This window comes from Methylibium sp. T29, from assembly GCF_000576205.1.
Lineage (GTDB): Bacteria > Pseudomonadota > Gammaproteobacteria > Burkholderiales > Burkholderiaceae_C > Methylibium > Methylibium petroleiphilum.
Genome location: NZ_AZND01000033.1, coordinates 1 through 25,081, shown reverse-complemented (window position 1 = coordinate 25,081; position 25,081 = coordinate 1). Strand labels below are relative to the sequence as shown.

Sequence of the window (25,081 nt, the reverse complement as noted above, 5' to 3'; positions counted from 1 at the left end):
CGGTCGGCGTCAACATCCGTGGAGGCTTCGCCGATGTTCAGGACGACCGAGACGGGCCAGGCGGTGACGCCAGCGCCGATCTTCCGACCGGGCGGAACGTGACCGTCCTGGACCCACTTCCACCAAGTGCTGCGGCTGATGGGCAGAAGCCCAGGCGAGCCCTTCTTGGGGTTTCCGCAGATCTGCTCGACGCGCACCATCGCGTCGGCCGGGTATCGGGTCGGGGTGGTTTGCATCGGGCGCCTCGCGTCGTCAGTGGACATGACGACATGATTGGCGGGGCACCGCTCAACGATTTGCGTTTAACCTAAAAGTAGGCGTGCGGCCGATGGAATCTCGCGTCTGCGTCGCTCCTGCTTTAGCGCGCGCGACATTGCGGCAACAGACACCTTGTGCTTCAGCGCGACCGCCTCTAAGGGCCTCCCTCGTGACGACCGGGGAAGTGCTTTCAAGCGCTCGTACTCATCGAGCGCTTTGGAGGCGTTGAACTTCCGCCTTTTTCCGCGACGCGAATCAGCGGCGCGCGCGAGCTGTACGCATGTGCGGCCCAAATCACGGAGAAATTCCAGTCGATATTTGGCTGGGACCGTTGCAATCTGCTCGGGACTGAGACTCGTCATCCAGTCGAAGAGCGCCCGGCACCACCAGGCGGCTTGCTCTCGACGCAACATGACGGAAGTCGCACCTCCTCTGCAGGTGGCGCGAGACCCGCGACCGAGAGAGCGCCATAGCGGCGAATTGCCGTTGGAAAGTGGAGTGGAGAACAGCGATACAAATTTCGAAGCTGGATCGGGTCCTTGCCGCGCAACGCCAGAATCAACAAGGTACGTGCCGATCATCTCGACAAACGAAGCCAGCATGTAGCGCTGTACTTGCGTTAGCTCGACAGCGACGAGGCCCTTCATTGGTAGTTGCGGACGTGCGCGCTACGCATTCGTGAAGCGTTGAAGAAGCTGCTTTGCTTGCTCCAACCCGTGGCCGATGATCGACCGCTCAATTTCTGCGATCTGGATCAACTCCAACCCGGACAAAACCTGAAGTCGCGCCGTCTTCGTGACTTCGTTTTTCGCGAGCCAACCTGGCTCGTTGAAATGCCATCGGACGGATTCCAGGCTGCCACTGGTGCTGATGGCCAGCGCCAAGTACGCAAGCAAGGTCTTGGGCAACTCTCGCAGCACAGCCTCTTCAGCCGCTAGTCGTTGCTCAGCCGCTAGTCGTTGCTCAGCCTTAGACGCAAGCTCTGCAGTTCGTCGCTTCACTTCTTCGCGATCGACATTGCGCACGATCCGATACCGCCCAGTCGAAGAGCGATATACCACCTGAAAGCCGGGAAGGTCTGATGCCTTTCGCCAGCTTCCGGCAACACACCCAAAGGCCGGTACGCTGCAGATACGGCATTCTGTCCTGGCATGCCTGGAAACCGCTCCAGCTCCAGTAGGCCGGCGGCGGCGAGCGCTTCGGCAGTGCCGCGATACTCGTCCGTCCGACGACTATGCCTAGCCCATGTCACGCCCGGTGCGCCGGCGTTGATGGGCATGGGCACGTAGTAGCGGCGCTCGCGGCGCTGCGTTGATTGTTCGGTAGCATTGGTGTCAGCCATTTTCGATCCTCCTGTGATCGGGGTTGGTCAGCGGTCGGTCGGTGTTACAGCACCTTCCGGCCGCGCTTGCTTCATGCCTTCTTGGCACGAATCGGGGTGACGGTCGCGTCGGTGTGGATGCGTCCGCAGTAGTCGGCCCAAGACTGCATCAGCTTGGCTCGTTTCTCGATCAGGTCGCCGCGACGGTAGGCGGCCTCAACCTCATCAGAGATCGTGTGAGCGAGGGCCATCTCGACGACCTCGCTCGGGTGGTTGGTGGTCTCGGCGGCCCAGTCCCGGAACGTGGAGCGGAAGCCGTGGACGGTTAGATCGGGCCGGCCCATCCGCTTCTGCAGCAGAGTCAGCATCGCCATGTTCGATAGCGCCTTACCGTCGCGCAGGCCAGGAAACACCAGCGGGCCCGACCGGGAAAGGCCCTCAAGCAGCTTCACCGCGCGCTTCGACAGCGGCACGCGGTGCGCCTTGTCAGCCTTCATCCGGACGGCGGGGATGGTCCACAGCGCGCCCTCCAGATCGATCTCGGCCCATCGGGCGCCGATCGCCTCCCCGGTGCGGGTGGCGGTCAGGATGGTGAATTCCAGCGCTCGGGCCGACAGCCCGGACTCTGCTCGGATCAGCTTCATCAGCGCGCCGATCTCAGCGTAGGGCAGGGCGGCGTGATGCTCGGTCTTGGAGACCTTCGTGGGCCTCGGCAGCAGGTTATCCAGGTGCCCGCGCCAGCGCGCCGGGTTGTCGCCGCTGCGATGCTTCAGGGCCGTGGCGTAATCCAGGACGGACTCGATGCGGCCCCGGACTCGTGAGGCGGTTTCGGTCTTGGTCGTCCAGATCGGTTGCAGGCACTTCATCACCAACGCGGTGTCGATCTCGCTGACCAGCAGCTTGCCGATGAACGGGTAGGCGTAGGTCTCCAGCGTGTTCGTCCACTGGTCGGCGTGCTTGGCGTTCTTCCAGCCGTGGCGGTGTGCCTCGATGTAGGCCTCGGCCTCGGCCTCGAATGTGACGGCTCGCGCGGCATTCGAATCCGTGGTGCGTCGCTCGGCTGCCCGGGCCTCAAGAGGATCTAGGCCGTCCACGAGCAGCTCACGCGCTTCGCGGGCCTTCTCCCGGGCTCGCGCCAGGGACACCGTGTGGAGGGCGCCCAGGCCCATCTCGCGGGCGCGTCCGTTCCGCGTGAACCGGAACACCCACGACTTGGTCCCCGTCGGGCTCACCTGCAGCCACAGGCCACCACCGTCGCCGACGTAGCCGGGCGCCTTCGCAGCCTCGACCTGCCTGGCCGACAGCTTGTGCAGCGCCCTCCGCCCAATCGAAGTACCCACTATTCAACCCACGTTTTAAACATGGATTGGAATGTATGCGCTTGGACGGCGCTAGACAAGCAAAATCGTAGAACCCGCGTGAATATTGGGCTGCAGGCCGGTTTGCTGGATCAGGCTGGACTGCGCTGGACGGTCAGTTAGATTCCGCTCTCTCCGCCAGTGACATTCCGATGACGACGCGCAATCAGCGATTCACGTCGATCACTGCGCGGCCACGCACCTTGCCTGACAGCACGTCGTTGGCCGTCGCAATCGCTTGGTCCAGGCCGAGCACCTGGGTCACGGCATCGAGCTTCTTCACGTCGAGGTCGCGGGCCAGACGTTGCCAGGCCTCGGCGCGCAATTCGTAGGGGCCATCACCGAGTCGATCCCGCACAGCGTGATGTTGCGCAGGATGAACGGCAGCACGGAGGTGGGAAAGTCCAGGCCCTGGGCCAACCCGCAGGCGGTGACCGTGCCGCGGTACCGGGTGGCTGCGCACACATTGGCGAGGGTCGCGCTGCCGACCGTGTCGATCGCGCCGGCCCATCGTTCTTCGCCCAGCATCTCACCGGCGCTGGCCAGCGTGGCGCGGTCGATGACCTGGCTCGCGCCGAGTTTCTGCAGGAAGGCCGCTTCCTCGAGCCGGCCGGTGGAGGCCGTCACATCGAAGCCCAGCTTGGCGAGCACCGCGATGGCGATCGTCCCCACACCACCGGCTGCACCGGTGACCAGGACGGGCCCGCGGTCCGGGCGCACGCCGTGCTGTTCGAGCGCCAGCACGCACAGCATCGCGGTGTAGCCGGCTGTCCCGATGGCCATCGCGTTCAATGTGGAGAACGGGCTCGGCACCGGGATCAACCACTCGCTCTTGACACGAGCCTTCTGGGCCAGGCCGCCCCAGTGTGCATCGCCGAGGCCGTAGCCGTTGATCAGCACCTTGTCGCCCGGCTTGAAGCGGGGGTTCGCGCTCGACTCCACGGTGCCGGCGAGGTCGATGCCCGGCACCATCGGCCATTGGCGCACCACCGGGAAGCGGCCGGTGATCGCCAAGCCGTCCTTGTAGTTGATGGTGGAGTAGTCGACAGCGACGAGCACGTCGCCCTCGGGCAGGCGGTCCTCAGAAAGTTCTCGGACTTCGGTGAGGACGGCGGTATCGGACTTCTGCAGGAAAACGGCGCGGAACATGGGGAAACTCCTCCGGTAGTGGCATGCATCAAGCCGCGTCTCGGCAGAGCGACGGCTCGGGGGCAGGGCCAAACTATCTACGCTCATGCCAGAACTGGAGGTGCTGGGCACCCCGTGCGCCTAATCCGCGGATGAGTGGAGGACTCCCTGCGAAGATGCTACTACGCAGGGTGAATGACTGCGTTCGACCCATTCGGGCAGCCTGTCTTCCGGCTCTGCGGCGCAAGCGGCTGTGCGATCCGGCCCAACGGCGTTAAGCTTCAGTCTACGCACACTCCCCATGGGTGCAACCAGATGGCTGCGTACAGTTCCGGGCCGCCACGCCGGCCTCCGCCTCCTGCCAAGCCGATCCGGCCACTGAATTCGCTGGCGGTCGATCTCGATCTGAGCGAGCCCGAGCAGGGCGATGAAGGCGACTGGATCGATTCGACGTTCGAGTTGCGCAGTGGCCTCACCGTGATCGAGCACCCGATCGACACCCTGCCCGGTGAGTTGCAGGATGCCTTCAAGAAGCAGACGCGCTGAGCCGTAAGGCGGACGTCCATGCGAACTTGCGAGACCGTAGCGCGCTTCAGCTGCGGTCTTCGCGGCGCCGCTGGTTGCGGCGCTGGTCCGCATAAACGCTGTTCACGCGAGCGGCCGTCTGCTCGCGGTTGACGGCCTGCTGGATCAGCGCCTCCAGTTGGTCGCTGGGGAGGCTGTCCAAGGGGCGCTCGCAGACATCGAGTCCCAACTTCAGGTCGAACGACGAAGCGAGCCAACCCGAGGATTCCGTTTCGCTCTCGCTGCTGCCGGCAGTCGGGCTCGCAGGAGGCACGTCACTCGCGCCGAACGGTCGCGACTTTGCATGAGACAGGGACATTGAAGCTCCCGGGAAAGCGGACATCACCGCGGTGCCGAAGCTTCGGCGATCCTTGCCATGGGCGCGTCCCGATAGGGGGTAGCTCCGATGGGGGAGAGGAGTGTCAGCTCTTCAGTTCCGATTCGAGCCCACGAATCAAGGCGCGTGCGGCCTCCTTGGACATTTCAGCCGGCAGCATCAGCCCGTTGTCGAACTGCAAGTGCAATCGCACGCGCGTCGGGTCCTGCGCAGCCACCGCGCCAATGCCCAGACACTCGAGTGCCGGCGGCACGGGGGGAGCGTTTGCTTCGCCAGGCACGGTTCCGGCTTCGGCTGCCTTGGCCAGCAAGGTCACGGCGACCAGCGGGGCAAGGTCCCGCATGATGGCGATGGCCAGACTGCGGCGCTCGCCGGCAAGCAAGGCGTCCGCTTTCAACAGGATGGCCGCCCCGTCGGCGGCAGGTTCGGCCGCCCGGAGGGCCGCGATTTGCAGTTGCAGCGGCTGCAGATTGTTTTCTTCTTGCATACGCAGGGTCCTTTCCCACGTGGTCGTTGACATGGGCAAAAGCGTAACCAGCGTGCCCGGTCTTTCCTGCCGGCGCGGGTCAGCGCCAGCCGTCGGCCGTCGGGCAGGGCGCTTGTCGGAATGCGCCTACGTGCAGGGGTGGTCCGCGCTCCGGCCGCTCACAACGCGTGGGACTGCAACTGCTCCAGCGAGACGTAGGCCAGGGCGCGCTCGTGCGTGCTGTCCAGAACGACCGGCGGCGCCGCACCCGCTTCGAGCGCCTCCTTCCAGCGCAGGGCGCACAGGCACCAGCGGTCGCCTGGCTTCAGGCCGGCAAAACGCCACTCCGGCCGCGGTGTGACGAGGTCGTTGCCGCGCTCGCGCGAGAAGGCGAGGAAAGCGGCAGTGACCCGGGTGCAGATCACGTGCGTGCCGAGATCCTCGGCCGAGGTGCTGCAGCAGCCGTCTCGGAAGTAGCCGGTCAGCGGATCGTAGGAGCAGGGGCGCAGCGTCTCGCCGAGCACGTTCAGGGCCATGGGCGGCTCACTTCGCCGGCACGCCCTTGTTGAACAGTGTCATCGCCGTGCCGATCAGCGCCGAGACCTCGCTCATGTTGCCCGGCACGATCATGGTGTTGTTCTTCTGTGCGAGCTGGCTGTAGGCGTCGACCGCGCGCTCGGCCACCTTCAGCTGCACGGCCTGCTCGCCACCGGGTTCGCGGATCGCCGCGGCGATCTGGCGGATCGCGCCGGCGGTCGCCTCGGCGACCGCGGTGATCGCGGCGGCCTCGCCCAGTGCGTTGTTGATCTCGGCTTGCTTCTCGCCCTCGGAGCGGGCGATGAAGGCTTCGCGCTCGCCGGTGGCGATGTTGATCTGCTCCTGGCGCCGGCCCTCCGAGGCCGCGATCAACGCGCGCTTTTCGCGCTCAGCGGTGATCTGGGCCTGCATCGCGTGCAGGATGGCGGCCGGCGGCGTCAGGTCCTTGATCTCGTAGCGCAGCACCTTGACGCCCCAGTTCAGCGCCGCCTCGTCGAGCGCGTGGACGACGGCGGCGTTGATCGCGTTGCGCTCCTCGAAGGTCTTGTCGAGCTCCATCTTGCCGATCACGCTGCGCAGCGTGGTCTGGGCCAGCTGGGTGATCGCGAGGATGTAGTTGGACGCGCCGTAGCTGGCACGCATCGTCGGTGACCTGGAAGTAGAGGATGCCGTCGACAGTGAGCTGGGTGTTGTCCTTGGTGATGCAGACCTGGCTCGGCACGTCCAACGGAATCTCCTTCAGCGAATGCCGATAGGCGAGGCGGTCGACGAAGGGCACCAGGAAGTTCAGGCCGGGAACGAGCGTTGCGTGGTACTTGCCGAGCCGCTCCACGACCCAGGCACTCTGCTGCGGCACGACCTTGATCGAGCGCGCGATGAAGATGATGGCGATGACGAAGAAGACGATGGCGACGATTTCCATGGGGATCCCTGAAGGAGGAAGGGGAATCAGCGAACCAGCAGCAAGCGGGAGCCGTCGATGGCGTGGATGACATGCTCGCCGGGCGACGGCGCGCCATCGCCGGCGTAGCGCGCGCTCCACTGCGCACCGCGGTAGCTGACCATGGCCGAACCGTCGGCCTGCCACTCGGTGACATGCACGCGCTCGCCGATATCGAGGTTGACGTTGCGGTCGGCGCTGGCCGCCGCAGCGGGGGGCCGCCGCAGGCGTTTGAGGTGCCAGGCGATCACCGCGCCGCCGCCGACCAGGGCCGCCGCGAGCATCTGGACGCTGAACCCGAAGCCGGCATGGGCGGCGAAGGCCGCGGCCACGAAGCCCAGCGCGAGCATCAGGAGGTAGAAGGTGCCGGTGGTCAGCTCGGCCGCGACCAGCGCGCCGCTCGCGATCCACCACCAGGTGGCGGCACTCCAGTCCATCGGGCCTCCTCGGATGTGCTTGCGTCTGACGAACAATGTTGCATTCAGTGTACGACGCAGCGTTTCGTGCCCTGGCTCATCAAGCCGTTGCAGATGTAGCCCTAAACTCCGCGCTTCCTTGAGCGGGGTGGTCCCGCCAGCAGCGCCCGCCGGAGGCCTCCAGATGCAGCACTTTCGTTTCCCCATCGTCATCATCGACGAGGACTTTCGCTCCGAGAACACCTCCGGACTGGGCATCCGTGCGCTGGCGGACGCGATCGTCAAGGAAGGCTTCGAGATCCTGGGCGTCACCAGCTACGGCGACCTGAGCCAGTTCGCCCAGCAGCAGAGCCGCGCCAGTGCTTTCATCCTGTCGATCGACGACAACGAGTTCACCCACGAGGGGCCCGAACTCGCGCCGGCCGTGCTGAACCTGCGCCAGTTCATCCGCGAGATCCGCCGCAAGAACCTGGAGATTCCGATCTACCTTTACGGCGAGACCCGCACCTCGCAACACCTGCCCAATGACGTGCTGCGCGAGCTGCACGGCTTCATCCACATGTTCGAGGACACGCCCGAGTTCGTGGCCCGCCACATCATCCGCGAGGCCAGGAGCTATCTCGACGGACTGGCGCCGCCATTCTTCAAGGCATTGGTCGACTACGCGCAGGACGGTTCCTATTCCTGGCACTGCCCTGGCCACAGCGGCGGCGTGGCGTTCCTGAAGAGCCCGGTCGGGCAGATGTTCCACCAGTTCTTCGGCGAGAACATGCTGCGCGCCGACGTCTGCAACTCGGTCGACGAGCTCGGTCAGTTGCTCGACCACACCGGCCCGGTGGCTCAGAGCGAGCGCAATGCGGCCCGCATCTTCAACGCCGACCACTGCTTCTTCGTCACCAACGGCACCAGCACCAGCAACAAGATGGTCTGGCACCACACCGTGGCGCCCGACGACGTGGTGGTGGTGGACCGCAACTGCCACAAGTCCATCCTGCACGCGATCATCATGACCGGCGCGGTGCCGGTGTTCCTGCCGCCGACGCGCAACCACCTGGGCATCATCGGCCCGATCCCGAAGGCCGAGTTCGAGCCCGCGGCGATCCGCAAGCGCATTGCCGCCAACCCGCTGCTCGCGCATGTGGACCCGGCCACCGTCAAGCCGCGCATCCTGACGTTGACGCAAAGCACCTACGACGGCGTGCTCTACAACACCGAGACCATCAAGGGACTGCTCGACGGCTGGATCGACACAGTGCATTTCGACGAGGCCTGGCTGCCTCACGCTGCCTTCCACAAGTTCTACGGCAGCTACCACGCGATGGGCAAGAACCGTCCGCGGCCGAAGGAAGCGGTGGTCTATGCCACGCAGTCGACGCACAAGCTGCTGGCCGGCATCAGCCAGGCTTCTCAGGTGCTGGTGCAGGATGCCCAGAACACCAAGCTCGACCGCCACCTGTTCAACGAAGCCTATCTGATGCATACCTCGACGTCGCCGCAGTACGCGATCATCGCGAGCTGCGACGTCGCGGCGGCGATGATGGAGCCCCCCGGAGGAACCGCACTGGTGGAGGAGAGCATCCAGGAAGCGCTCGACTTCCGGCGTGCGATGCGCAAGGTCGACAAGGAATTCGGCAAGGACTGGTGGTTCAAGGTCTGGGGCCGACAAGCTGGCCGAGGACGGCATCGGCAAGCCCGAGGACTGGATGATCAAGGCCGACGCCAAGTGGCACGGCTTCGGTCCGCTGGCCGAAGGCTTCAACATGCTCGACCCGATCAAGTCGACGCTTGTGACGCCGGGACTCGACGTGGCCGGCAAGTTCGCCAAGACCGGCATCCCGGCCTCGATCGTCACCAAGTTCCTGGCCGAGCATGGCGTGATCGTCGAGAAGACCGGGTTGTACTCGTTCTTCATCATGTTCACGATCGGCATCACCAAGGGTCGGTGGAACACGCTGCTGACCGCGCTGCAGCAGTTCAAGGACGACTACGACAAGAACGCGCCGCTGTGGCGCATCCTGCCGGAGTTCTGCGCCGCCCACCCGCGCTACGAGCGCATGGGGCTGCGCGACCTGGCGCAGAGCATCCACGAGGCCTACGTCAAGGGCGATATCGCCCGGCTGACCACCGAGATGTACCTGTCGGACCTGCAGCCGGCGATGAAGCCCAGTGAGGCCTACGCCCACATCGCGCACCGCAAGACCGAGCGAGTGGAGATCGAGAGCCTGGAAGGGCGCATCACCACCTCGCTGCTGACACCCTATCCACCGGGCATCCCGCTGCTGATCCCGGGTGAGCGCTTCAACAAGAAGATCGTCGACTACCTGCGCTTCACCCGCGACTTCAACCGTCGATTCCCCGGTTTCGACACCGATGTGCACGGTTTGGTCGAGGAGGAAACCGACAGCGGCGAGCGCCGCTACGCCGTGGACTGCGTGAAGCAGTGAGGTCAGCGTCCGGAGACGATCGATCGCCTCCGGCAACAGGGATCAGGCGTCGGTCATGCCGCTGGCGACCCGGCTGAAGCCGCCGTCGACATAGGTGATCTCGGCTGTCACGCCGGCCGCCAGGTCGCTGAGCAGGAAAGCCGCAACGTTGCCCACGTCGTCGATCGTCACATTGCGGCGCAGCGGCGCATTGTTCTCCACCACGTCGAGGATCTTGCCAAAGCCCTTGATGCCCGACGCCGCCAGCGTCTTGATCGGCCCGGCCGAGATGCCATTGACGCGCACGCCGCGCGGGCCCAGGCTGCCGGCGAGGTAGCGCACGCTGGCCTCCAGAGAGGCCTTGGCCAGGCCCATGGTGTTGTAGTTCGGCACGACCCGCTCGGCGCCAGGTAGGTCAGCGTCAGCAACGCGGCCTTCGGGGTCAGCAGCGGCGCCGCCGCCTTGGCCAGCGCCGGGAAGCTGTACGAGGAGATGTCGTGGGCGATGCGGAAGGCCTCGCGGCTCAGGCCGTCGAGGAAGTCGCCGGCGATCGCCTCGCGCGGCGCGAAGCCGATCGAGTGGACGAAACCGTCGAATTGGGGCCAGGTCAGGGCGAGTTGCTGGAACATCGCGTCGATCTGCGCGTCTTCGGCGACGTCGCAGTCGAAGATCAGGCTGGAGTCGAACTCACGGGCGAATTCGGTGGTCCGCTCCTTGAAGCGCTCGCCGACATAGCTGAACGCCAGTTCAGCGCCTTCGCGCCGGCAGGCGCGGGCGATGCCGTAGGCGATCGAGCGGTTGGACAGCAGTCCGGTGATCAGCAGCCGCTTGCCGGCGAGAAAGCCCATGTCATGTCTCCATCCCACTGTTTGCAGCCCGAAATTCTGGCACGGCGGCGTGGCTCCGCCATGCTCTTGACACCCCCGATGCTTGCCGGTAGTGCGTGCCCACGCTACAATCCCCGCTTCGCTAGACCAGATTTCGCCAGACAAGAAATTGGGCCGGAGATTCCAGCCCTTTTTTTTTGTTCGATTGTTTTTGCGGACGTTCCTTTTTGCAGTTCATGGAGCGGGTTTCAACCCGGGAACCTTCAGTCGATGAGTTGGCAGGCAGCCGTTGAGAAAACCGTGACCGGATTCGGTTATGAGTTGGTGGAATGCGAGCGGGGCTCGCAGGGGTTGCTGCGCGTATTCATCGACCGGGTGCCGGGACAGGTCTACGACGGTGGTCCGGGGGAATTCGTGACGGTCGAGGACTGCGAGAAGGTGACCCGCCAATTGCAGTATGTGCTGGAGGTCGAGAACTGCGATTACTCGCGGCTCGAGGTCTCCTCGCCCGGCCTGGACCGCCCGCTGAAGAAGTCGGCCGACTACGCCCGCTTCGCCGGTGAGCGGATCGACATCACGCTGAAGCTGCCGTTCCAAGGTCGCAAAAAGTACCAGGGCGTGCTCGCAGCGGCCGGCGAGGCGTGGGAACTGCATTTCAACGACGGCAAGCAGGATCAGGTCTTGGGATTCACGCTCGAGGAAGTTCGCGACGCCCGGCTCGTGCCGGTCGTGGACTTCAAGGGCCGCAAGGGCAAGGAGCAAGCCGAGCCCGCGGCGCAGGTACCCGGAGGTTACGAACAATGAACCGCGATCTGTTGGACTTTGTGGATGCGATCGCTCGCGAGAAGAGCGTCGAGCGTGATGTCGTGTTCGAGGCCGTCGAGGCGGCGCTCGCCTCGGCGAGCAAGAAACTGCATGGCGGCGAGGTCGACATCCGCGTATCGGTCGACCGCGACACCGGCGAGTACGAAACGTTTCGCCGCTGGCTCGTCGTGCCCGACAGCGCCGGCCTGCAGAACGCCGACGCCGAGGAACTGCTGACCGATGCCCGCGACCGCATCGAAGACATCGAGGAAGGCGACTACATCGAGGAAGCCATCGAGTCGGTGTCGATCGGGCGCATCGGTGCGCAGGCCGCCAAGCAGGTGATCCTGCAGAAGGTGCGCGACGCCGAGCGCGAGCAGTTGCTCAATGACTTCCTGTCGCGCGGCGACAAGATCTTCGTCGGCACCGTCAAGCGCCTCGACAAGGGCGACCTCGTCGTCGAGAGCGGCCGGGTCGAGGGGCGTCTGAAGCGAAGTGAGCTGATCGCCAAGGAAAACCTCCGCACCGGCGACCGCGTTCGCGCCTACATCACGGAAGTGGACACCACGCAACGCGGGCCGCAGATCATGCTGTCGCGCAGCGCACCTGGCTTCATGGTGGAACTGTTCCGCCACGAGGTTCCGGAGATCGAGCAGGGCCTGCTCGAGATCAAAAGCTGCGCCCGAGATGCAGGTTCGCGCGCCAAGATCGCCGTGCTGTCGCACGACAAGCGGGTCGACCCGATCGGCACCTGCGTGGGTGTGCGCGGCTCGCGCGTCAATGCCGTCACCAACGAACTGGCTGGCGAGCGTGTCGACATCGTGCTGTGGTCGGCCGATCCGGCGCAGTTCGTGATCGGCGCGTTGGCGCCGGCCAATGTGCAGTCGATCGTGGTCGACGAGGAGAAGCATGCGATGGACGTGGTGGTCGACGAGGAGAACCTCGCCATCGCCATCGGCCGCGGCGGCCAGAATGTGCGCCTCGCTTCTGAGCTGACCGGCTGGCGCATCAATATCATGAGCGCCGAGGAGTCGCAGGACAAGCAGGCGACCGAATCGGAGTCGATCCGCAAGCTGTTTGTCGAGAAGCTCGACGTCGATGCCGAGGTGGCCGACATCCTGATCGCCGAGGGTTTCACCAGCCTCGAGGAAGTGGCCTACGTGCCGCTGCAAGAAATGCTGGAGATGGAGTCCTTCGATGAGGACACCGTCCACGAGTTGCGCACGCGGGCCAAGGACGCGCTGCTGACGATGGAGATCGCCCAGGAAGAGAAGCTCGAAAGCGTTTCGCAGGATCTGCGCGACCTCGAGGGGCTCGATGCCGAGCTGATCGCCAGGCTGGCCGAAGGCGGCATCCACACGCGCGACGACCTGGCCGATCTCGCGGTCGACGAACTGACCGAGCTGACCGGCGTGGCCGACGAGCAGGCGAAGGCCCTGATCATGAAGGCGCGCGAGCACTGGTTCACTGCCTGAAGCGCCGCCCGCACCGCACTCCGCATCACCGTTCGCACCGATACACCAAGGACACTCCACAATGGCTGTGACTACCGTCGCACAGTTTGCCGCCGAGCTGAATCGCCCGGCTGCGGCGCTGCTCGAGCAGCTTCACTCCGCTGGCGTCGCGAAGGCGTCCACGGACGACGCGCTGACCGAAGCCGACAAGGAGCGCCTGCTCGACTTCCTGCGCTCCTCGCACGGCACCGGGAGCGCCGAGCGCAAGAAGATCACGCTGACAAAAAAATCGACCACCGAGATCAAGCAGGCCGATGCCTCCGGCAAGGCCCGCACCATCCAGGTCGAAGTGCGCAAGAAGCGCACGTTCATCAGGCGCGACGATGCGCCGGCTGCCGTTGAAGAGACGACGGCTGCCGCACCGGTGATCGACGAAGCCGAACTGCAGAAGCGCGAAGAAGAAGCCAGCCGTCAGGCCGAGCTGCTGCGCCGCCAGGAAGAGGATCTGGCCGAGAAGCGCCGTGCGCGCGAGGCCCAGGAGCAGGCCGAGCGGGAGGCCGCCGAGGCGCGCCAGCGTGCCGCGGCTGAAGCTGCAGCCGCTGCGCTGGAGGCCGCTGCCGCCGAACCGGTGGTGCCGGCCAAGGTCGAAGCGACCGGTGTCAAGGCCGCCGCGCCGGACACTGCGCCGGCGGTGGCCGCTCCGGCCGAACCGCCCAAGCCCGCGCTGCGCGTGGTGAAGGCCGCCGACATCGAAGCCGAGGAGAAGCAGAAGGCCGCCGACCTCGCCAAGCGCCGCAAGGCCGCCGAGGACGAGGCCTCCGCGATCCGCGCGATGATGAACGCGCCGAAGAAGGTGCTCGTGGCGAAGAAGCCCGAGGAGCCGAAGCCGGCCGAAGGCATCAAGGGCACGATCCACAAGCCCACCGCCAAGCCGGGCGCCCCGGCGGCAGCAGGCGCTGCGGGTGCCGCCAAGCCGGGCGACAAGAAGTCGGTCAAGTCCGAGAAGCTGTCGTCGAGCTGGGCCGACGACGCCGCGAAGAAGCGCGCCGCGCTGCGCGGCGGAGCACGCCCCGATGCCGGCGGCCGTGGCGGCTGGAAGGCACCGCGCGGCGGGCGTCGCGGCGGCGACCGTGGCGACAGCCCGTCGACTTCACCGCGCCGGCCGAGGCTCAGGTCTACGAGGTGCACGTGCCCGAGACCATCAGCGTCGCCGATCTGGCGCACAAGATGTCGGTCAAGGCCTCCGAGGTCATCAAGCAACTGATGAAGCTGGGTCAGATGGTCACCATCAACCAGCAGCTCGACCAGGAAACCGCCATGATCCTGGTGGAAGAGATGGGTCACAAGGCCTTCACGGCCAAGCTCGACGACCCGGATGCCTTCCTCGAGGACGACGTGGAAGTGACCGACGTGCCGCTGGAGCCGCGCGCTCCGGTGGTCACGGTGATGGGCCACGTGGATCACGGCAAGACCTCGCTGCTCGACTACATCCGCACCACGCGCGTGGCGGCGGGTGAGGCCGGCGGCATCACGCAGCACATCGGCGCGTATCACGTCGAGACGCCGCGCGGCATGATCACCTTCCTCGACACCCCGGGCCACGAAGCCTTCACGGCGATGCGGGCGCGCGGCGCCAAGGCCACCGACCTGGTGATCCTGGTCGTGGCGGCCGACGACGGCGTGATGCCGCAGACCAAGGAAGCGATCCACCACGCCAAGGCGGCCGAGGTGCCGCTGATCGTGGCGATCAACAAGATCGACAAGCCGGGCACCAACCTGGAGCGCGTGCGCAGCGAACTGATCGCCGAGCAGGTGGTCCCGGAAGACTTCGGCGGCGATTCGCCCTTCGTGCAGGTGTCAGCCAAGACCGGTCAAGGCATCGACGAGCTGCTGGAGCAGGTGCTGCTGCAGGCCGAGGTGCTGGAACTGCAGGCGCAGGTTGCCGCGCCCGCCAAGGGCCTGGTGATCGAGGCGCAGCTCGACAAGGGCCGCGGCCCGGTCGCGACGGTGCTGGTGCAGTCGGGCACGCTCAAGCGTGGCGACGTGGTCCTGGCCGGTTCGACCTACGGTCGTGTGCGTGCCATGCTCGACGAGAACGGCAAGCCCGCCACCGAGGCCGGCCCGTCGATCCCGGTCGAGATCCAGGGCCTGACCGAGGTGCCGCAGGCCGGTGACGAGTTCATGGTGCTGTCCGACGAGCGGCGTGCGCGCGAGATCGCCACCTTCCGTTCCGGCAAGTACCGCGACGTGAAGCTGTCCAAGCAACAGGCCGCCAAGCTCGAGAACATGTTCGAGACCATGGGCCAGGGTGAGGTGCAGACGCTACCGCTCATCATCAAGCCGACGTGCAGGGCTCGCAGGAGGCGCTGGGCGCCTCGCTGCTCAAGCTCAGCACGGCCGAGGTCAAGGTGCAGATCGTCCACGCAGCGGTGGGCGGCATCAGCGAGAGCGACGTCAACCTGGCCATCGCGTCGAAGGCCGTCATCATCGGCTTCAATGTGCGGGCCGATGCCGGTGCGCGCAAGCTGGCCGAGGGCAACAACGTCGACCTGCGCTACTACAACATCATTTACGACGCGGTCGACGAGATCAAGTCGGCGATGACGGGCATGCTGGCGCCGGAGCAGAAGGAAGAGCTCATCGGCACCGCTGAGATCCGCACGGTGTTCGTGGCCTCGAAGATCGGCACGGTGGCAGGCTCGATGGTCACCTCCGGCATCGTGCGTCGCAACGCACGCTTCCGCCTGCTGCGCGAGAACGTGGTGGTCTACAGCGGCGAGATCGAGTCGGTGCGCCGCATGAAGGACGACGTGCGCGAGGTCAAGGAAGGCTTCGAGTGCGGCATCAAGCTGAAGAACTACAACGACATCAAAGAGGGCGACCAGCTGGAAGTCTTCGAGATCAAGGAAGTCGCCCGAACGCTGTAAGGCGGAGTTGGCCTCGTGCACGGACCCCGCCCTCGAAAGTCGGCGGGGTTCGTGCTTGAGGGGTCGTTCAGGAGCCCATCATGAAGCACAAGCGCGCCATTCCCAACCGCAGCCTGCGCGTGGCCGACCAGATCCAGCGCGACGTCGCCGGGCTCATCCGTGAGCTCAAGGACCCGCGCATCGGCATGGTCACGATCCAGGCGGTCGAGGTCACGCCCGACTATGCGCACGCGAAGGTGTTCTTCTCGGTGCTGATCGGCGATCCGGCCGAGAGCGCCGCCGCGCTGAACGAGGCCGCCGGTTACCTGCGCAACAGCCTCTTCAAGCGCCTGCAGATCCACACCGTGCCCACACTGCATTTCCAGTTCGACCGTACCACCGAGCGTGCGGCCGACCTCAACGCGCTGATCCACGAGGCCAACGCGACCCGGGCGAAGGACGCGGACGATCAACCGGGTGCCACCGAGGCCTGACGTGAACCCGGTTGCGCTGAACCGTCCACCCCGCCGCGTGCCGCAAGCCGTGCGCGAGCCGCGTGCACCGCGCCGTGCGCTGCACGGCGTGCTGCTGCTCGACAAGCCGCTGGCTGGTCGAGCAACGACGCGCTGCAGAAGGTCAAGGGCATGCTGCGCGCCGAGAAGGGGGGCACACCGGCACCCTCGATCCGCTGGCGACGGGCCTGCTGCCGCTGTGCTTCGGCGCGGCCACCAAGTTTTCTCAGGCCAGCCTGGATGCCGACAAGACCTACCGTGCGACGCTGAAGCTCGGCGTCACGCGCATCGGTGGCGACGGCGAGGGCGAGGTGATCGAGACGCGCCCGGTGTCCTTCGACGACGCGGCGCTGCACGCCGCCTGCACCGCCCTGACCGGCGAGACGATGCAGCTGCCACCGATGCATTCGGCGCTCAAGCACGAGGGCAAGGCACTCTACGAATACGCGCGCGCCGGCGTCGAGGTCGAACGCACCCCGCGGCGAGTCGTGATTCATCGGCTGGACATCCTGCGCTGGCACGCTGACGAGCTCGACATCGAGGTCTGCGTCAGCAAGGGCACCTACATCCGCACACTCGCCGAAGACCTGGGCCGTGCGCTCGGCTGCGGCGCCCACCTGAGCGCGCTGCGCCGGGTGGCCAGCGGACCGGTGCAACTGGACGGCGCGATCACCATCGACGCGCTGCAGGCGCTCGATCCCGTGCTGCGCGAGCAGCGCCTGTTGCCACCCGACGTGCTGGTGGCCGACTGGCCTGCCGTGCGGTTGGCGGCTGACGAGGCCGGCCGCTTCCTGTCCGGCCTGCGTCGCCGCGTCGAGGCTGTGGATTGCGCCGCGGTGCGGGTATACGGCCCCGAGCCGCGTGCCTTCCTCGGCAGCGCCCACGTGAAGGCCGGAGAACTGATCCCCGGCCGGCTGCTGAGCCCGCCTGAAGTGCAGGCGCTGATCGACGCCAGCCCTGCCGCCGACACCGCGACCGCTGCGCCCCTTACCGAATCCAAGCAAGTGAGCATGACATGACGACCAGCAACAACGCCCGCCAGATCCGCAACGTGGCGATCATCGCGCACGTCGACCACGGCAAGACCACGCTCGTGGACCAGCTGCTGCGCCAGAGCGGCACCTTCCGCGAGAACGAGAAGGTCGCCGAGCGCGTGATGGACAGCAACGACATCGAAAAGGAACGTGGCATCACGATCCTGTCGAAGAACTGTGCCGTCGAGTGGAAGGGCACCCACGTCAACATCGTCGACACCCCCGGGCACGCCGATTTCGGCGGCGAGGTCGAGCGCGTGCTGTCGATGGTCGATTCGGTGCTGCTGCTGGTCGACGCGGTGGAAGGCCCGATGCCGCAGACCCGCTTCGTGACGAAGAAGGCGCTGGCGCTGGGCCTGAAGCCCATCGTCGTCGTCAACAAGGTCGACCGCCCCGGCGCGCGGCCCGACTACGTGATCAACGCCACCTTCGACCTGTTCGACAAGCTCGGCGCCACCGAGGAACAGCTCGACTTCCCGATCATCTACGCCTCCGGCCTGAACGGCTGGGCGTCGACGACGCCCGGCGAGGTAGGGACGAACATGGCGCCGCTGTTCGACGCCATCCTGCAGCACGTGCCGCCGCACGAAGGCGATCCCGAAGGCCCGCTGCAGCTGCAGATCTGCTCGCTCGATTACTCCACCTTCGTCGGCCGCATCGGCATCGGACGCATCAATCAGGGCACGCTCAAGCCGATGCAGGACGTGGCGGTTTTCTCCGGCGAGGACAGCATCCCGTTCAAGGCGCGCGTGAACCAGGTGCTGAAGTTCGACGGTCTGGAGCGCGTGCAGGCCACCGAGGCCGGCCCCGGCGACATCGTGCTGATCAACGGCATCGAGGACATCGGCATCGGCGTTACGCTGACCGACATCGACGATCCGGTGCCGCTGCCGATGCTGGAGGTGGACGAGCCCACGCTGACGATGAACTTCTGCGTCAACAACTCGCCGCTGGCTGGACGCGAAGGCAAGTTCGTCACCAGCCGTCAGCTGCGCGACCGGCTTGACCGCGAGCTGCAGAGCAACGTGGCGCTGCGCGTCAAGGACACCGACGAGGACGGCATCTTCGAGGTCTCGGGCCGCGGCGAACTGCACCTGACCATCCTGCTGGAGAACATGCGCCGTGAGGGCTACGAGCTCGCGGTGAGCAAGCCGCGCGTGGTGTTCCATGAGGTGAACGGCGAGCGCCACGAGCCGATGGAGCTGGTGACCGCCGACGTCGAGGAACAGCACCAGGGGGGGGTGATGCAGGCGCTGGGGCTGCGCAAGGCCGATCTGGTGAACATGGAGCCCGATGGCATGGGGCGCGTGCGCCTGGAGTACCGCATTCCGGCGCGCGGCCTGATCGGCTTTTCCAACGAGTTCATGAACCTGACCCGCGGCACCGGGCTCATCAGCAACATCTTCGACGGCTACGAGCCTACAAGGGCGAGCTCGAGGGCCGCAAGAACGGAGTACTGATCAGCCAGGACGACGGCGAGATCGTGACCTATGCGCTCGGCAAACTCGACGACCGCGGGCGCATGTTCGTCAAGGCCGGCGACCCGGTGTACGAAGGCATGCTGGTCGGCATCCACTCGCGCGACAACGACCTGGTGGTCAACGCGGTGCGCGCCAAGCAGCTCACCAACTTCCGCGTCAGCGGCAAGGAAGATGCGATCAAGATCACGCCGCCGATCATCCTGTCGCTCGAGTACGCGGTGGAGTTCATCGCCGACGACGAGCTGGTGGAGATCACCCCGAAGTCGATCCGGCTGCGCAAGCGCCACCTGAAGGAACACGAGCGCAAGCGCGCGTCGCGCGAAGCCGCCTGAGTCCTTGCCGGGGCCGATGACACACGGACGCGCGGTCACGCTGATGATCGTGGTGACGCTCCTCTGGAGTATCGCCGGTGTCGTCACTCGTCACCTGGACGCTGCGCGCAGCTTCGAGGTGACCTTCTGGCGCAGCTGTTCAACGCGCTGACGCTCACGGTGGCGCTGAGCGCGATGCGGGGCGCGGCGCTGTGGCGCGGCCTGCTGCGTGCGCCCTGGCCGGTGTGGGCATCGGGACTGTGCTGGGCGACGATGTTCACTGCCTTCATGGTGGCGATCACCCTGACGACGGTGGCCAACGTGCTGGTCACGATGGCGATCGGGCCGCTGATCACCGCGCTGTTCGCGCGGATCTTCCTGCACCACCGGCTGCCGGCGCGCACCTGGATCGCGATCGCGGTCGGCGGCATCGGCATCGCCTGGATGTTCGGCCAGGAGGCGGGAGCGGGCATGTCGCTCACCGGTACCCTGATCGCGCTGACGGTGCCGCTGGCGGCGGCCACCAACTGGACGGTGTTGCAGTACGCCAGCCACGGTCCGGCCGATCCCGACGAAGCCGCAGTGGCCACCCAGGACATGCTGCCGGCCGTGCTGATCGGTGGGCTGCTGTCGGCCGTCGTGGCGCTGCCGCTCGCCTGGCCGCTGCAGGCCTCGGGCCACGACCTCGGGCTGCTCGGTCTGCTGGGTGCCGTGCAACTGGCCATTCCCTGCCTGCTCGTGGTGCGGCTGACCCGCGAACTGCCGGCACCGGAGATCGCGCTGCTGGGCCTGCTAGAGGTGCTGTTCGGTGTGAGCTGGGCCTGGCTCGGGGCCGGTGAGCGACCGGGGCCGAGCACGCTGACGGGCGGAGCGCTGGTGCTCGGCGCGCTGGTCGTCAACGAAGTGCTGGCCCTGAGGCTGCGACGCTGAGCAGGACCGGCCTCGGCGCAGCGGCAGCCAGCTGCTAGTCTGTCGATACGACGAACTCGCAGGAGTCACCGAAATGCAGAAGCCTGCCCGTTTCCTGGTGCTGATCGAGTCGGATGGCATGATGCTGGCGCGGCTCTTCGACGCCGAGCGCAGGCAACTCGCCGAGTTCGACGCTTCCTCTGAGGAGGTGGCGGTGATGTCCAGCGGGTTGCTGCCCAGCGATGCCGCCGGCGCGCTGTGGGAGGCGGCGCTCGCCGGCCACAGCGAGGGTGAGCGACAGGCCGCCAGGGTTTACACGCTCGATGTCTGACTCGCGGTGCCGACCTAGCGCCTGCGCCGGATCGCGGCGGCAGACGCTAGGATTTCTTGATGGCACGCAGGTAGACCCCCACGGTGAAGAACCGCTCGAGCGGTGTGATCTTCCTCAGGAGGTTGAAGACCGGAAGCAGGGGGCTGCGCCCGCGGTTGTAGCGAATCTCGGTGGCGGCCCAGTCTCGCGCTCCGAGATAGCGCTGCAACTGCTCGGGCCGGAGCTTGTTGAGGCCCAGATCCATGGCCGATCGAATGGTTTTGCCGCAATGCGCAGATATTCTGCGACATAGCCATGCCTCCGGCAGTATGGCGTGCAGCCACGGTAACCTCAGCTTGAATCGACCGTGGTCACCCCAGGGGCTGAAATAGAACGGCGAAAACCCGGCTGCCAGCACTCCGCCGGGGGCCAGCAGGCGGAATATGTGACCGACCATCGCATCGAGCTGTTCGACGTGCTCGAAGGTATCTTTGCTGATGATCAGATCGAATTCACCTTGCAGCTCGGCAATATCGATCGATTGGAAGCGAACCCGGCCCTGAAGTTTTCCGAAATTGGCTTTGAGGTTCGCGCCGGCGAACGCGATGCGATCGTCGTCCAGATCGATTCCCAGCACCGATGAGGCGCCAGCCTGGGCCGCGTGCACCGACAGCGCACCATGTCCGCAGCCGATTTCGAGCACTCTCTTGCCGGCGAACGACAGTTGCACGCCAAGCCGCTCCAACCACGCCCCATTCGCCGCGGTCTCCCGCTGAAAATAGGCGTGATCGCGGCGTGATTGCAATTCAGCGGCGCTTTCGCCCGGCCGTGCCGGAAGTGCCCATGGTTGAATGATCTGCATGAGTATTCCTTGAAATACCGGGCGACAGTTATTCCTGTCGCTGTATTTGCGACGGTTTTTAGTACGGGATACAGACTAGCGAGCTTCCTGGGTTTTCGGCTGACGTGCAGTTGCGCGTCAGACGTTCGTCAGTGCCTTGTCACTCAGCCGCTGCCGAGGGCATGACCTAGTCTCTCGGGCAACCGTGAGCCTTGCGCATCAGCCACCTGCACAACTGGGACAATGCAGGCACCGTGCGGGTCCAGCGCCCTGCACCCAACCCTTCTGGTAGTTCAGTGGAACGAGACCTCACTTCGGATCGGCAGTGGAATCCGTGGCGCCTGTCGGTCGCGCCGATGATGGATCGTTGCGAAAAAGCAGCATCCATGCGGGTTTCGGGGTTGTCGTGTGCAGGGCGTGTGCACAACGTGTGCGTGGCGCGGTCGCGATTTGTCGTCTGGACCGAGCTTGCTGTGCGATAGTGCTCGCCCGGGCTTGACAGGGGTGATATCGCCCGCACTATCATGAACTACAAGAAGCTGGCGAAAATCAAGGTAGAACTGTCGGAGCTTCGATCCAATCCCATCGGGATCAAGCCACGCAAGCTCATTCGGCTTGCGCTTCAGCTGAAGCGCGTTAGGAAACTGGGTTCACCAATGAACCGACGTATGTCCGCAAGCTCGACCCGGCCCTCAATCCGCCGCTATCAATCCCTGCGCACCCAGTGCTCAAGCGACGAACTGCTATGAGCGTCATTGACGCCCTCCTAGACGATGTTGACGCTTGGACTCAGTATTTAGATCAACATGGCGAGACCGATGAAAGCAACGATGAACCCGGACAAGTTGACGAGTAAGGACTTGGCCTTGACGCTTGTGCAGAAGGCCTACGCACGTCGCCTCATTCCGGATCCAGAGGGCGGATACACGGCCTCAATTCATGAGCTGCCAGGTTGTTTCGCTGAAGGTGAAACAGCTGAAGAAACGCTGACCGCACTTGATGCAGCAGCTGTCGCTTGGATCGCGGCTGCGGTTGACTCTGGGCATAGGATTCCTGAACCCATCGATGCGAGCGACCACAGCGGGAGGATTGCTTTGCGAGTGCCACGAACGCTTCACCGTATGGCGTCGGAGCGTGCTTGCACTGAAGGGGTCAGCGTCAACCAATTGCTGGTAACAGCCATTGCCACATTTTTAGGCCAGAGAGACGGGCTGGACATGGCTCTCTCTGCGCTCCGAGGAGAAGCTGAAAAGTGCTTCTACGATGTCAAGTGGATTCGCACTTCGAGTGGCGGACTTAACCGCTTGATCGAAGCACAGATGATGAAAATCGCAAACGGAAGCAATGCTCCGGGTTCGTTGCCCGTCCTAATGGACATTTCCTTCCCTCACACGAAGGCACTCCCCGCACTGGTGAACTATGGCTGAAGTCACTCAAGTTGTTTATAAGCACAACGAACTCATCGAGTTGATGCTGCGCGATCAAGGCATCACTGAAGGCTTGTGGATGATCCTTGTGAACTTTGGATTCGGGGCAGGCAATGCCGGTGAATCCGCAGACCGTCCGGAGAGCGTCAACCCCGTTGCTGTCGTCTCCATCGGAGGCATCGGGCTGCAGCGCTCGCCGCAGCCAGGGCCACTTGTTGTTGATGCTTCGAAGCTTTCACCGAAAGCGAAAGCAGGCTGAAAATCACCGCCCCGTCACCAACCCCTGCAGCGTCACCTCGTCCCGCTCGTCATCGGCAAGATGCCCCAGCGGTCGGACGAGCGGCCCCGTGGGTAGCCCGGTGAGCACTCCGACGGCAGTCAAGCCATCGCGCACCGCAGCCTTCGGATTGCCCTCGCCATCGATCGCCCGATAGATGCTCCTCGGGGCTCTCACGGTGGCCTCGATCGCGCTGTAGGTCGGACTCGCACCGATGCGGTCATCGAAGCGCTCTGGCGTCCACTGTCCGATTGCAGCGTTCCCCGCCTGACCCGCTACAGGAACCATCGCCAGGGCATAGCGAGCCTGCGACAGGAAGAACGATTCGAGCAGCTTGACGGCGAGTTCGTCCCCGTCGTCGTCGTCCAGATCCCCACGCATGCCCTTGGCGATCACGTCGGCCAGGAAGGCGGGCACTGCGAAGCCCAGCATGTAGACAAGAGCAAGCCGTGCCGGGCCGCTAGCGTTCTGCGCCTCCGTTGCTAGCAGATTGCCCTGCGCATTGAAGTAGGACGCGAACTGCAGGAACAGCCGCGTGAAGGCTCCTGCGTGCTCCACCTTGGACGCATCCTCCGGCGCAAAGCTGCTCTGGGTCATCCGCACCGCGCTGTCGGCCTGGCGGACTGCATTCGCTCCCTTCACACCGTGGGACTCGGCGTCCTTGTAGGCACCGATCCAGACCACGCGATCGAGGAAGTTCTGTGCGGCCTGTTGCAGGACATAGCCGTACCTCGTGCCGAGCTGCTCGACCTTCTGGAGGGCGTTCGGGTTGGTGAGCATGTCCTCGATCGTGCGGTCGACATCGTGGGCGCTGTTGTCTGATCGGTGGAGCATCCACTCCGACAGACCATTGATCGCGGCGGCCGACTTCGCAGGGCTTCTCACGTACTCCATGAGCCCCGCGGCCAGGTAGCGAGGTGGCACCCTCAATGCAGCGACGCTCAGACCGGTGAACTGCTGCAGCGTGTTCACGACGTTCGCCGACATCAGCAGCAGGCCGGTGCGGTTCCGTACTCGGTTGGCGATGCGTGCCACGGCCCGGTCTGCCTGCGTCTCCGGGGCCTTGTTCAGGGTCTGGGTCGCTGTCCGCTTGAGCCACGGGACGATCATGCTCTCGACTGCGGTGGGGTCGACGGCATCCATGGCCGAGCGGAAGGTCCGATTGCGCGTCACCAGGCGAGCGGCGTCCCGAAGGACCGGGCCGAGCGTGGCGAAGCGTGCCACCTTGTCGATGTGAGCCGGGAGCATCCGCAGATCCAACGCCAGAGGCTTGGTGTAGTTCTGGATCCGGCCTTTCGTGAAGCCGCGTGTCACGGCCGGGAACATCGGGCTGTTCTGGCCGGCCAGCAGGTCGTCCATGGCGCCGTGCGTTCTCGCTTCGGGCACCAGCAGCTGTCGGTGATCGCAGGGACGTAGCCGCCCGAGAGTTCGCCGAACGGGGTTTGCACGGGCTCGGCGGTGATCTCCGCAAAGTAGTGGCCGAACATGCGCTTGTGGGCGGCCTGGGCCAAGGGCTTGATCTCCTCCAGCAGGTTCCACGTCGCCTGCACGAAGTCCCAGTCGGCCTTGGTGATGCGCTTCTCCGCGTGCATGCGCTTGAGGAAGTTGTCCCAGCGGGTCGTGTCGAACGATCCGTCGGGGCGCTCGGTCGCCCACTGATAGCCAAGCAGCAGCTTGCGCAGGTTGCTCTCGTTGCCGGTGTGCAGCAGCGCATGGAGCAGTGCCGAGCGGTCGGCGAACACCATGCCGTCGGCGAGTTCGGGCGCAGCGATCTTGCCGGGCTTGAGGGTGGGCTCGATGGTCTTCAGTAGCGCCAGGAAGCGATTCACGTAGTCGTTGCGCTGGGTGCGGTAACGGGTCACTGCTTCACTGACCGGCTGCCAGACGTAGGTGCGGAACGGGCCGGTGTTGCCGCCATCACGCGCATCGGCCCAGAACTCCACGCGCCGCAGGGCCGCACGCATGCCTGCCAGGCGCATGCGCAGGTCGAGCTGGGTGTTCGTGCCGACCATGCGCTCGCGCTTCGCCTGCGGCTCTCCAGAGAGGCGTTCCGCCAGGGCTTCGGCCGCGCCGTTGATCTCGACCATCTGGCCGTCGATCTCGATCATGCGAGTCGAGCGGGCCAGGGACCACACGGCATCCACACGGTCACGGACGGATCGGAAGTCAGCGACGGTCAGATCGCGGTAGTTCACCGAAGCGGGGAGACCCTCCATCAGCACCAGCAGGTCGGCGTGCAA

Annotated in this window: 19 protein-coding genes and 9 pseudogenes; 13 read left to right on the top strand and 15 right to left on the bottom strand. The window is 65.3% G+C overall.

What is annotated here, in order from left to right:
* The 6 genes and pseudogenes from x551_RS06855 to x551_RS06840 form a co-directional block, all read right to left on the bottom strand.
* Positions 1-236: pseudogene (locus x551_RS06855) on the bottom strand (hypothetical protein); the annotation flags it as partial.
* Between the two features lie 66 nt (positions 237-302).
* The gene (locus x551_RS25080) at positions 303-905 is read right to left on the bottom strand and encodes a hypothetical protein (protein ID WP_152543444.1); all 603 of its coding nucleotides are present in this window, start codon (positions 903-905) and stop codon (positions 303-305) included.
* A 21-nt stretch (positions 906-926) separates the two neighbouring features.
* Positions 927-1,283, bottom strand: a complete 357-nt coding sequence (locus x551_RS06850) for a hypothetical protein (protein ID WP_152543443.1) — start codon at positions 1,281-1,283, stop codon at positions 927-929.
* Complete coding sequence (locus x551_RS25075; protein ID WP_152543442.1) at positions 1,256-1,600, bottom strand: hypothetical protein; 345 nt, start codon at positions 1,598-1,600, stop codon at positions 1,256-1,258. The genes x551_RS06850 and x551_RS25075 overlap by 28 nt, the downstream gene beginning before the upstream one ends.
* Positions 1,601-1,671: 71 nt before the next feature.
* Complete coding sequence (locus tag x551_RS06845; protein WP_343252116.1) at positions 1,672-2,919, bottom strand: integrase arm-type DNA-binding domain-containing protein; 1,248 nt, start codon at positions 2,917-2,919, stop codon at positions 1,672-1,674.
* Between the two features lie 184 nt (positions 2,920-3,103).
* Positions 3,104-4,086, bottom strand: a pseudogene (locus x551_RS06840) (MDR family oxidoreductase).
* Between the two features lie 174 nt (positions 4,087-4,260).
* Between x551_RS06840 and x551_RS06835 the strand changes: the two are divergent.
* Positions 4,261-4,611, top strand: a complete 351-nt coding sequence (locus x551_RS06835) for a hypothetical protein (RefSeq protein WP_152543441.1) — start codon at positions 4,261-4,263, stop codon at positions 4,609-4,611.
* Between the two features lie 46 nt (positions 4,612-4,657).
* Here the strand turns inward: x551_RS06835 and x551_RS27895 are convergent, their stop codons facing one another.
* The 5 genes and pseudogenes from x551_RS27895 to x551_RS06810 all read right to left on the bottom strand — a co-directional run bounded on the left by x551_RS27895 (position 4,658) and on the right by x551_RS06810 (position 7,346).
* A complete protein-coding gene (locus tag x551_RS27895) occupies positions 4,658-4,792 on the bottom strand; it encodes a hypothetical protein (RefSeq protein WP_255343793.1) in 135 nt (44 codons plus the stop codon).
* A 259-nt stretch (positions 4,793-5,051) separates the two neighbouring features.
* On the bottom strand, positions 5,052-5,453 hold the full coding sequence (locus tag x551_RS06825; RefSeq protein ID WP_011829524.1) for a hypothetical protein: 402 nt from the start codon (positions 5,451-5,453) through the stop codon (positions 5,052-5,054).
* A gap of 158 nt (positions 5,454-5,611) precedes the next feature.
* On the bottom strand, positions 5,612-5,968 hold the full coding sequence (locus tag x551_RS06820) for a DUF2237 domain-containing protein (RefSeq protein ID WP_036232482.1): 357 nt from the start codon (positions 5,966-5,968) through the stop codon (positions 5,612-5,614).
* Positions 5,969-5,975: 7 nt separating this feature from the next.
* A pseudogene (locus x551_RS06815) lies at positions 5,976-6,891 on the bottom strand (stomatin-like protein).
* A 26-nt stretch (positions 6,892-6,917) separates the two neighbouring features.
* Entirely contained in the window at positions 6,918-7,346 is a 429-nt protein-coding gene (locus tag x551_RS06810) for an NfeD family protein (protein WP_036232484.1), read from the bottom strand.
* Between the two features lie 163 nt (positions 7,347-7,509).
* Between x551_RS06810 and x551_RS06805 the strand changes: the two are divergent.
* Positions 7,510-9,769: pseudogene (locus x551_RS06805) on the top strand (arginine/lysine/ornithine decarboxylase).
* A gap of 42 nt (positions 9,770-9,811) precedes the next feature.
* Here x551_RS06805 and fabI read toward each other — a convergent pair.
* Positions 9,812-10,596, bottom strand: a pseudogene (fabI, locus tag x551_RS06800) (enoyl-ACP reductase FabI).
* 249 nt (positions 10,597-10,845) lie between these two features.
* Between fabI and rimP the strand changes: the two are divergent.
* From rimP to x551_RS06760, 8 genes and pseudogenes are all read left to right on the top strand, one after another.
* Positions 10,846-11,379 carry a ribosome maturation factor RimP gene (gene rimP, locus x551_RS06795; RefSeq protein ID WP_036232485.1) on the top strand — a complete coding sequence of 178 codons (534 nt, stop codon included), beginning with the start codon at positions 10,846-10,848 and terminating at the stop codon, positions 11,377-11,379.
* Positions 11,376-12,854 carry a transcription termination factor NusA gene (gene nusA, locus x551_RS06790; protein ID WP_011829517.1) on the top strand — a complete coding sequence of 493 codons (1,479 nt, stop codon included), beginning with the start codon at positions 11,376-11,378 and terminating at the stop codon, positions 12,852-12,854. Before rimP ends, nusA begins: the two co-directional genes overlap by 4 nt.
* A gap of 61 nt (positions 12,855-12,915) precedes the next feature.
* Positions 12,916-15,760, top strand: a pseudogene (gene infB / locus x551_RS06785) (translation initiation factor IF-2).
* An 80-nt stretch (positions 15,761-15,840) separates the two neighbouring features.
* Entirely contained in the window at positions 15,841-16,233 is a 393-nt protein-coding gene (rbfA, locus tag x551_RS06780) for a 30S ribosome-binding factor RbfA (RefSeq protein ID WP_036232486.1), read from the top strand.
* A gap of 49 nt (positions 16,234-16,282) precedes the next feature.
* Positions 16,283-17,270: pseudogene (gene truB / locus x551_RS06775) on the top strand (tRNA pseudouridine(55) synthase TruB).
* Positions 17,267-19,098: pseudogene (gene typA / locus x551_RS06770) on the top strand (translational GTPase TypA). Before truB ends, typA begins: the two co-directional pseudogenes overlap by 4 nt.
* A 16-nt stretch (positions 19,099-19,114) precedes the next feature.
* Positions 19,115-20,007, top strand: a pseudogene (locus tag x551_RS06765) (DMT family transporter).
* Positions 20,008-20,080: 73 nt separating this feature from the next.
* Entirely contained in the window at positions 20,081-20,317 is a 237-nt protein-coding gene (locus x551_RS06760; RefSeq protein WP_036232487.1) for a hypothetical protein, read from the top strand.
* Between the two features lie 46 nt (positions 20,318-20,363).
* Here the strand turns inward: x551_RS06760 and x551_RS24160 are convergent, their stop codons facing one another.
* The gene (locus tag x551_RS24160; protein ID WP_081771246.1) at positions 20,364-21,158 is read right to left on the bottom strand and encodes a class I SAM-dependent methyltransferase; all 795 of its coding nucleotides are present in this window, start codon (positions 21,156-21,158) and stop codon (positions 20,364-20,366) included.
* Positions 21,159-21,661: 503 nt separating this feature from the next.
* On the opposite strand from x551_RS24160, the gene x551_RS25070 reads away from it, so the two are divergent.
* From x551_RS25070 to x551_RS25065, 3 genes are all read left to right on the top strand, one after another.
* On the top strand, positions 21,662-21,886 hold the full coding sequence (locus x551_RS25070; protein WP_152543439.1) for a hypothetical protein: 225 nt from the start codon (positions 21,662-21,664) through the stop codon (positions 21,884-21,886).
* Positions 21,887-21,967: 81 nt separating this feature from the next.
* Positions 21,968-22,564 (top strand): type II toxin-antitoxin system HicB family antitoxin, encoded by a 597-nt coding sequence (locus x551_RS24150; RefSeq protein ID WP_161727983.1) that lies wholly within the window; start codon positions 21,968-21,970, stop codon positions 22,562-22,564.
* Entirely contained in the window at positions 22,557-22,823 is a 267-nt protein-coding gene (locus tag x551_RS25065) for a hypothetical protein (protein ID WP_152543438.1), read from the top strand. The genes x551_RS24150 and x551_RS25065 overlap by 8 nt, the downstream gene beginning before the upstream one ends.
* Before the next feature lie 3 nt (positions 22,824-22,826).
* Here x551_RS25065 and x551_RS06745 read toward each other — a convergent pair whose 3' ends face one another.
* Together x551_RS06745 and x551_RS25785 are read right to left on the bottom strand one after the other, a co-directional pair.
* Positions 22,827-24,200, bottom strand: a complete 1,374-nt coding sequence (locus x551_RS06745; RefSeq protein WP_036247934.1) for a hypothetical protein — start codon at positions 24,198-24,200, stop codon at positions 22,827-22,829.
* The coding region (locus x551_RS25785) for a hypothetical protein (protein WP_216701306.1) at positions 24,152-25,081 on the bottom strand (930 nt) is incomplete at its 5' end. The genes x551_RS25785 and x551_RS06745, both read right to left, overlap by 49 nt.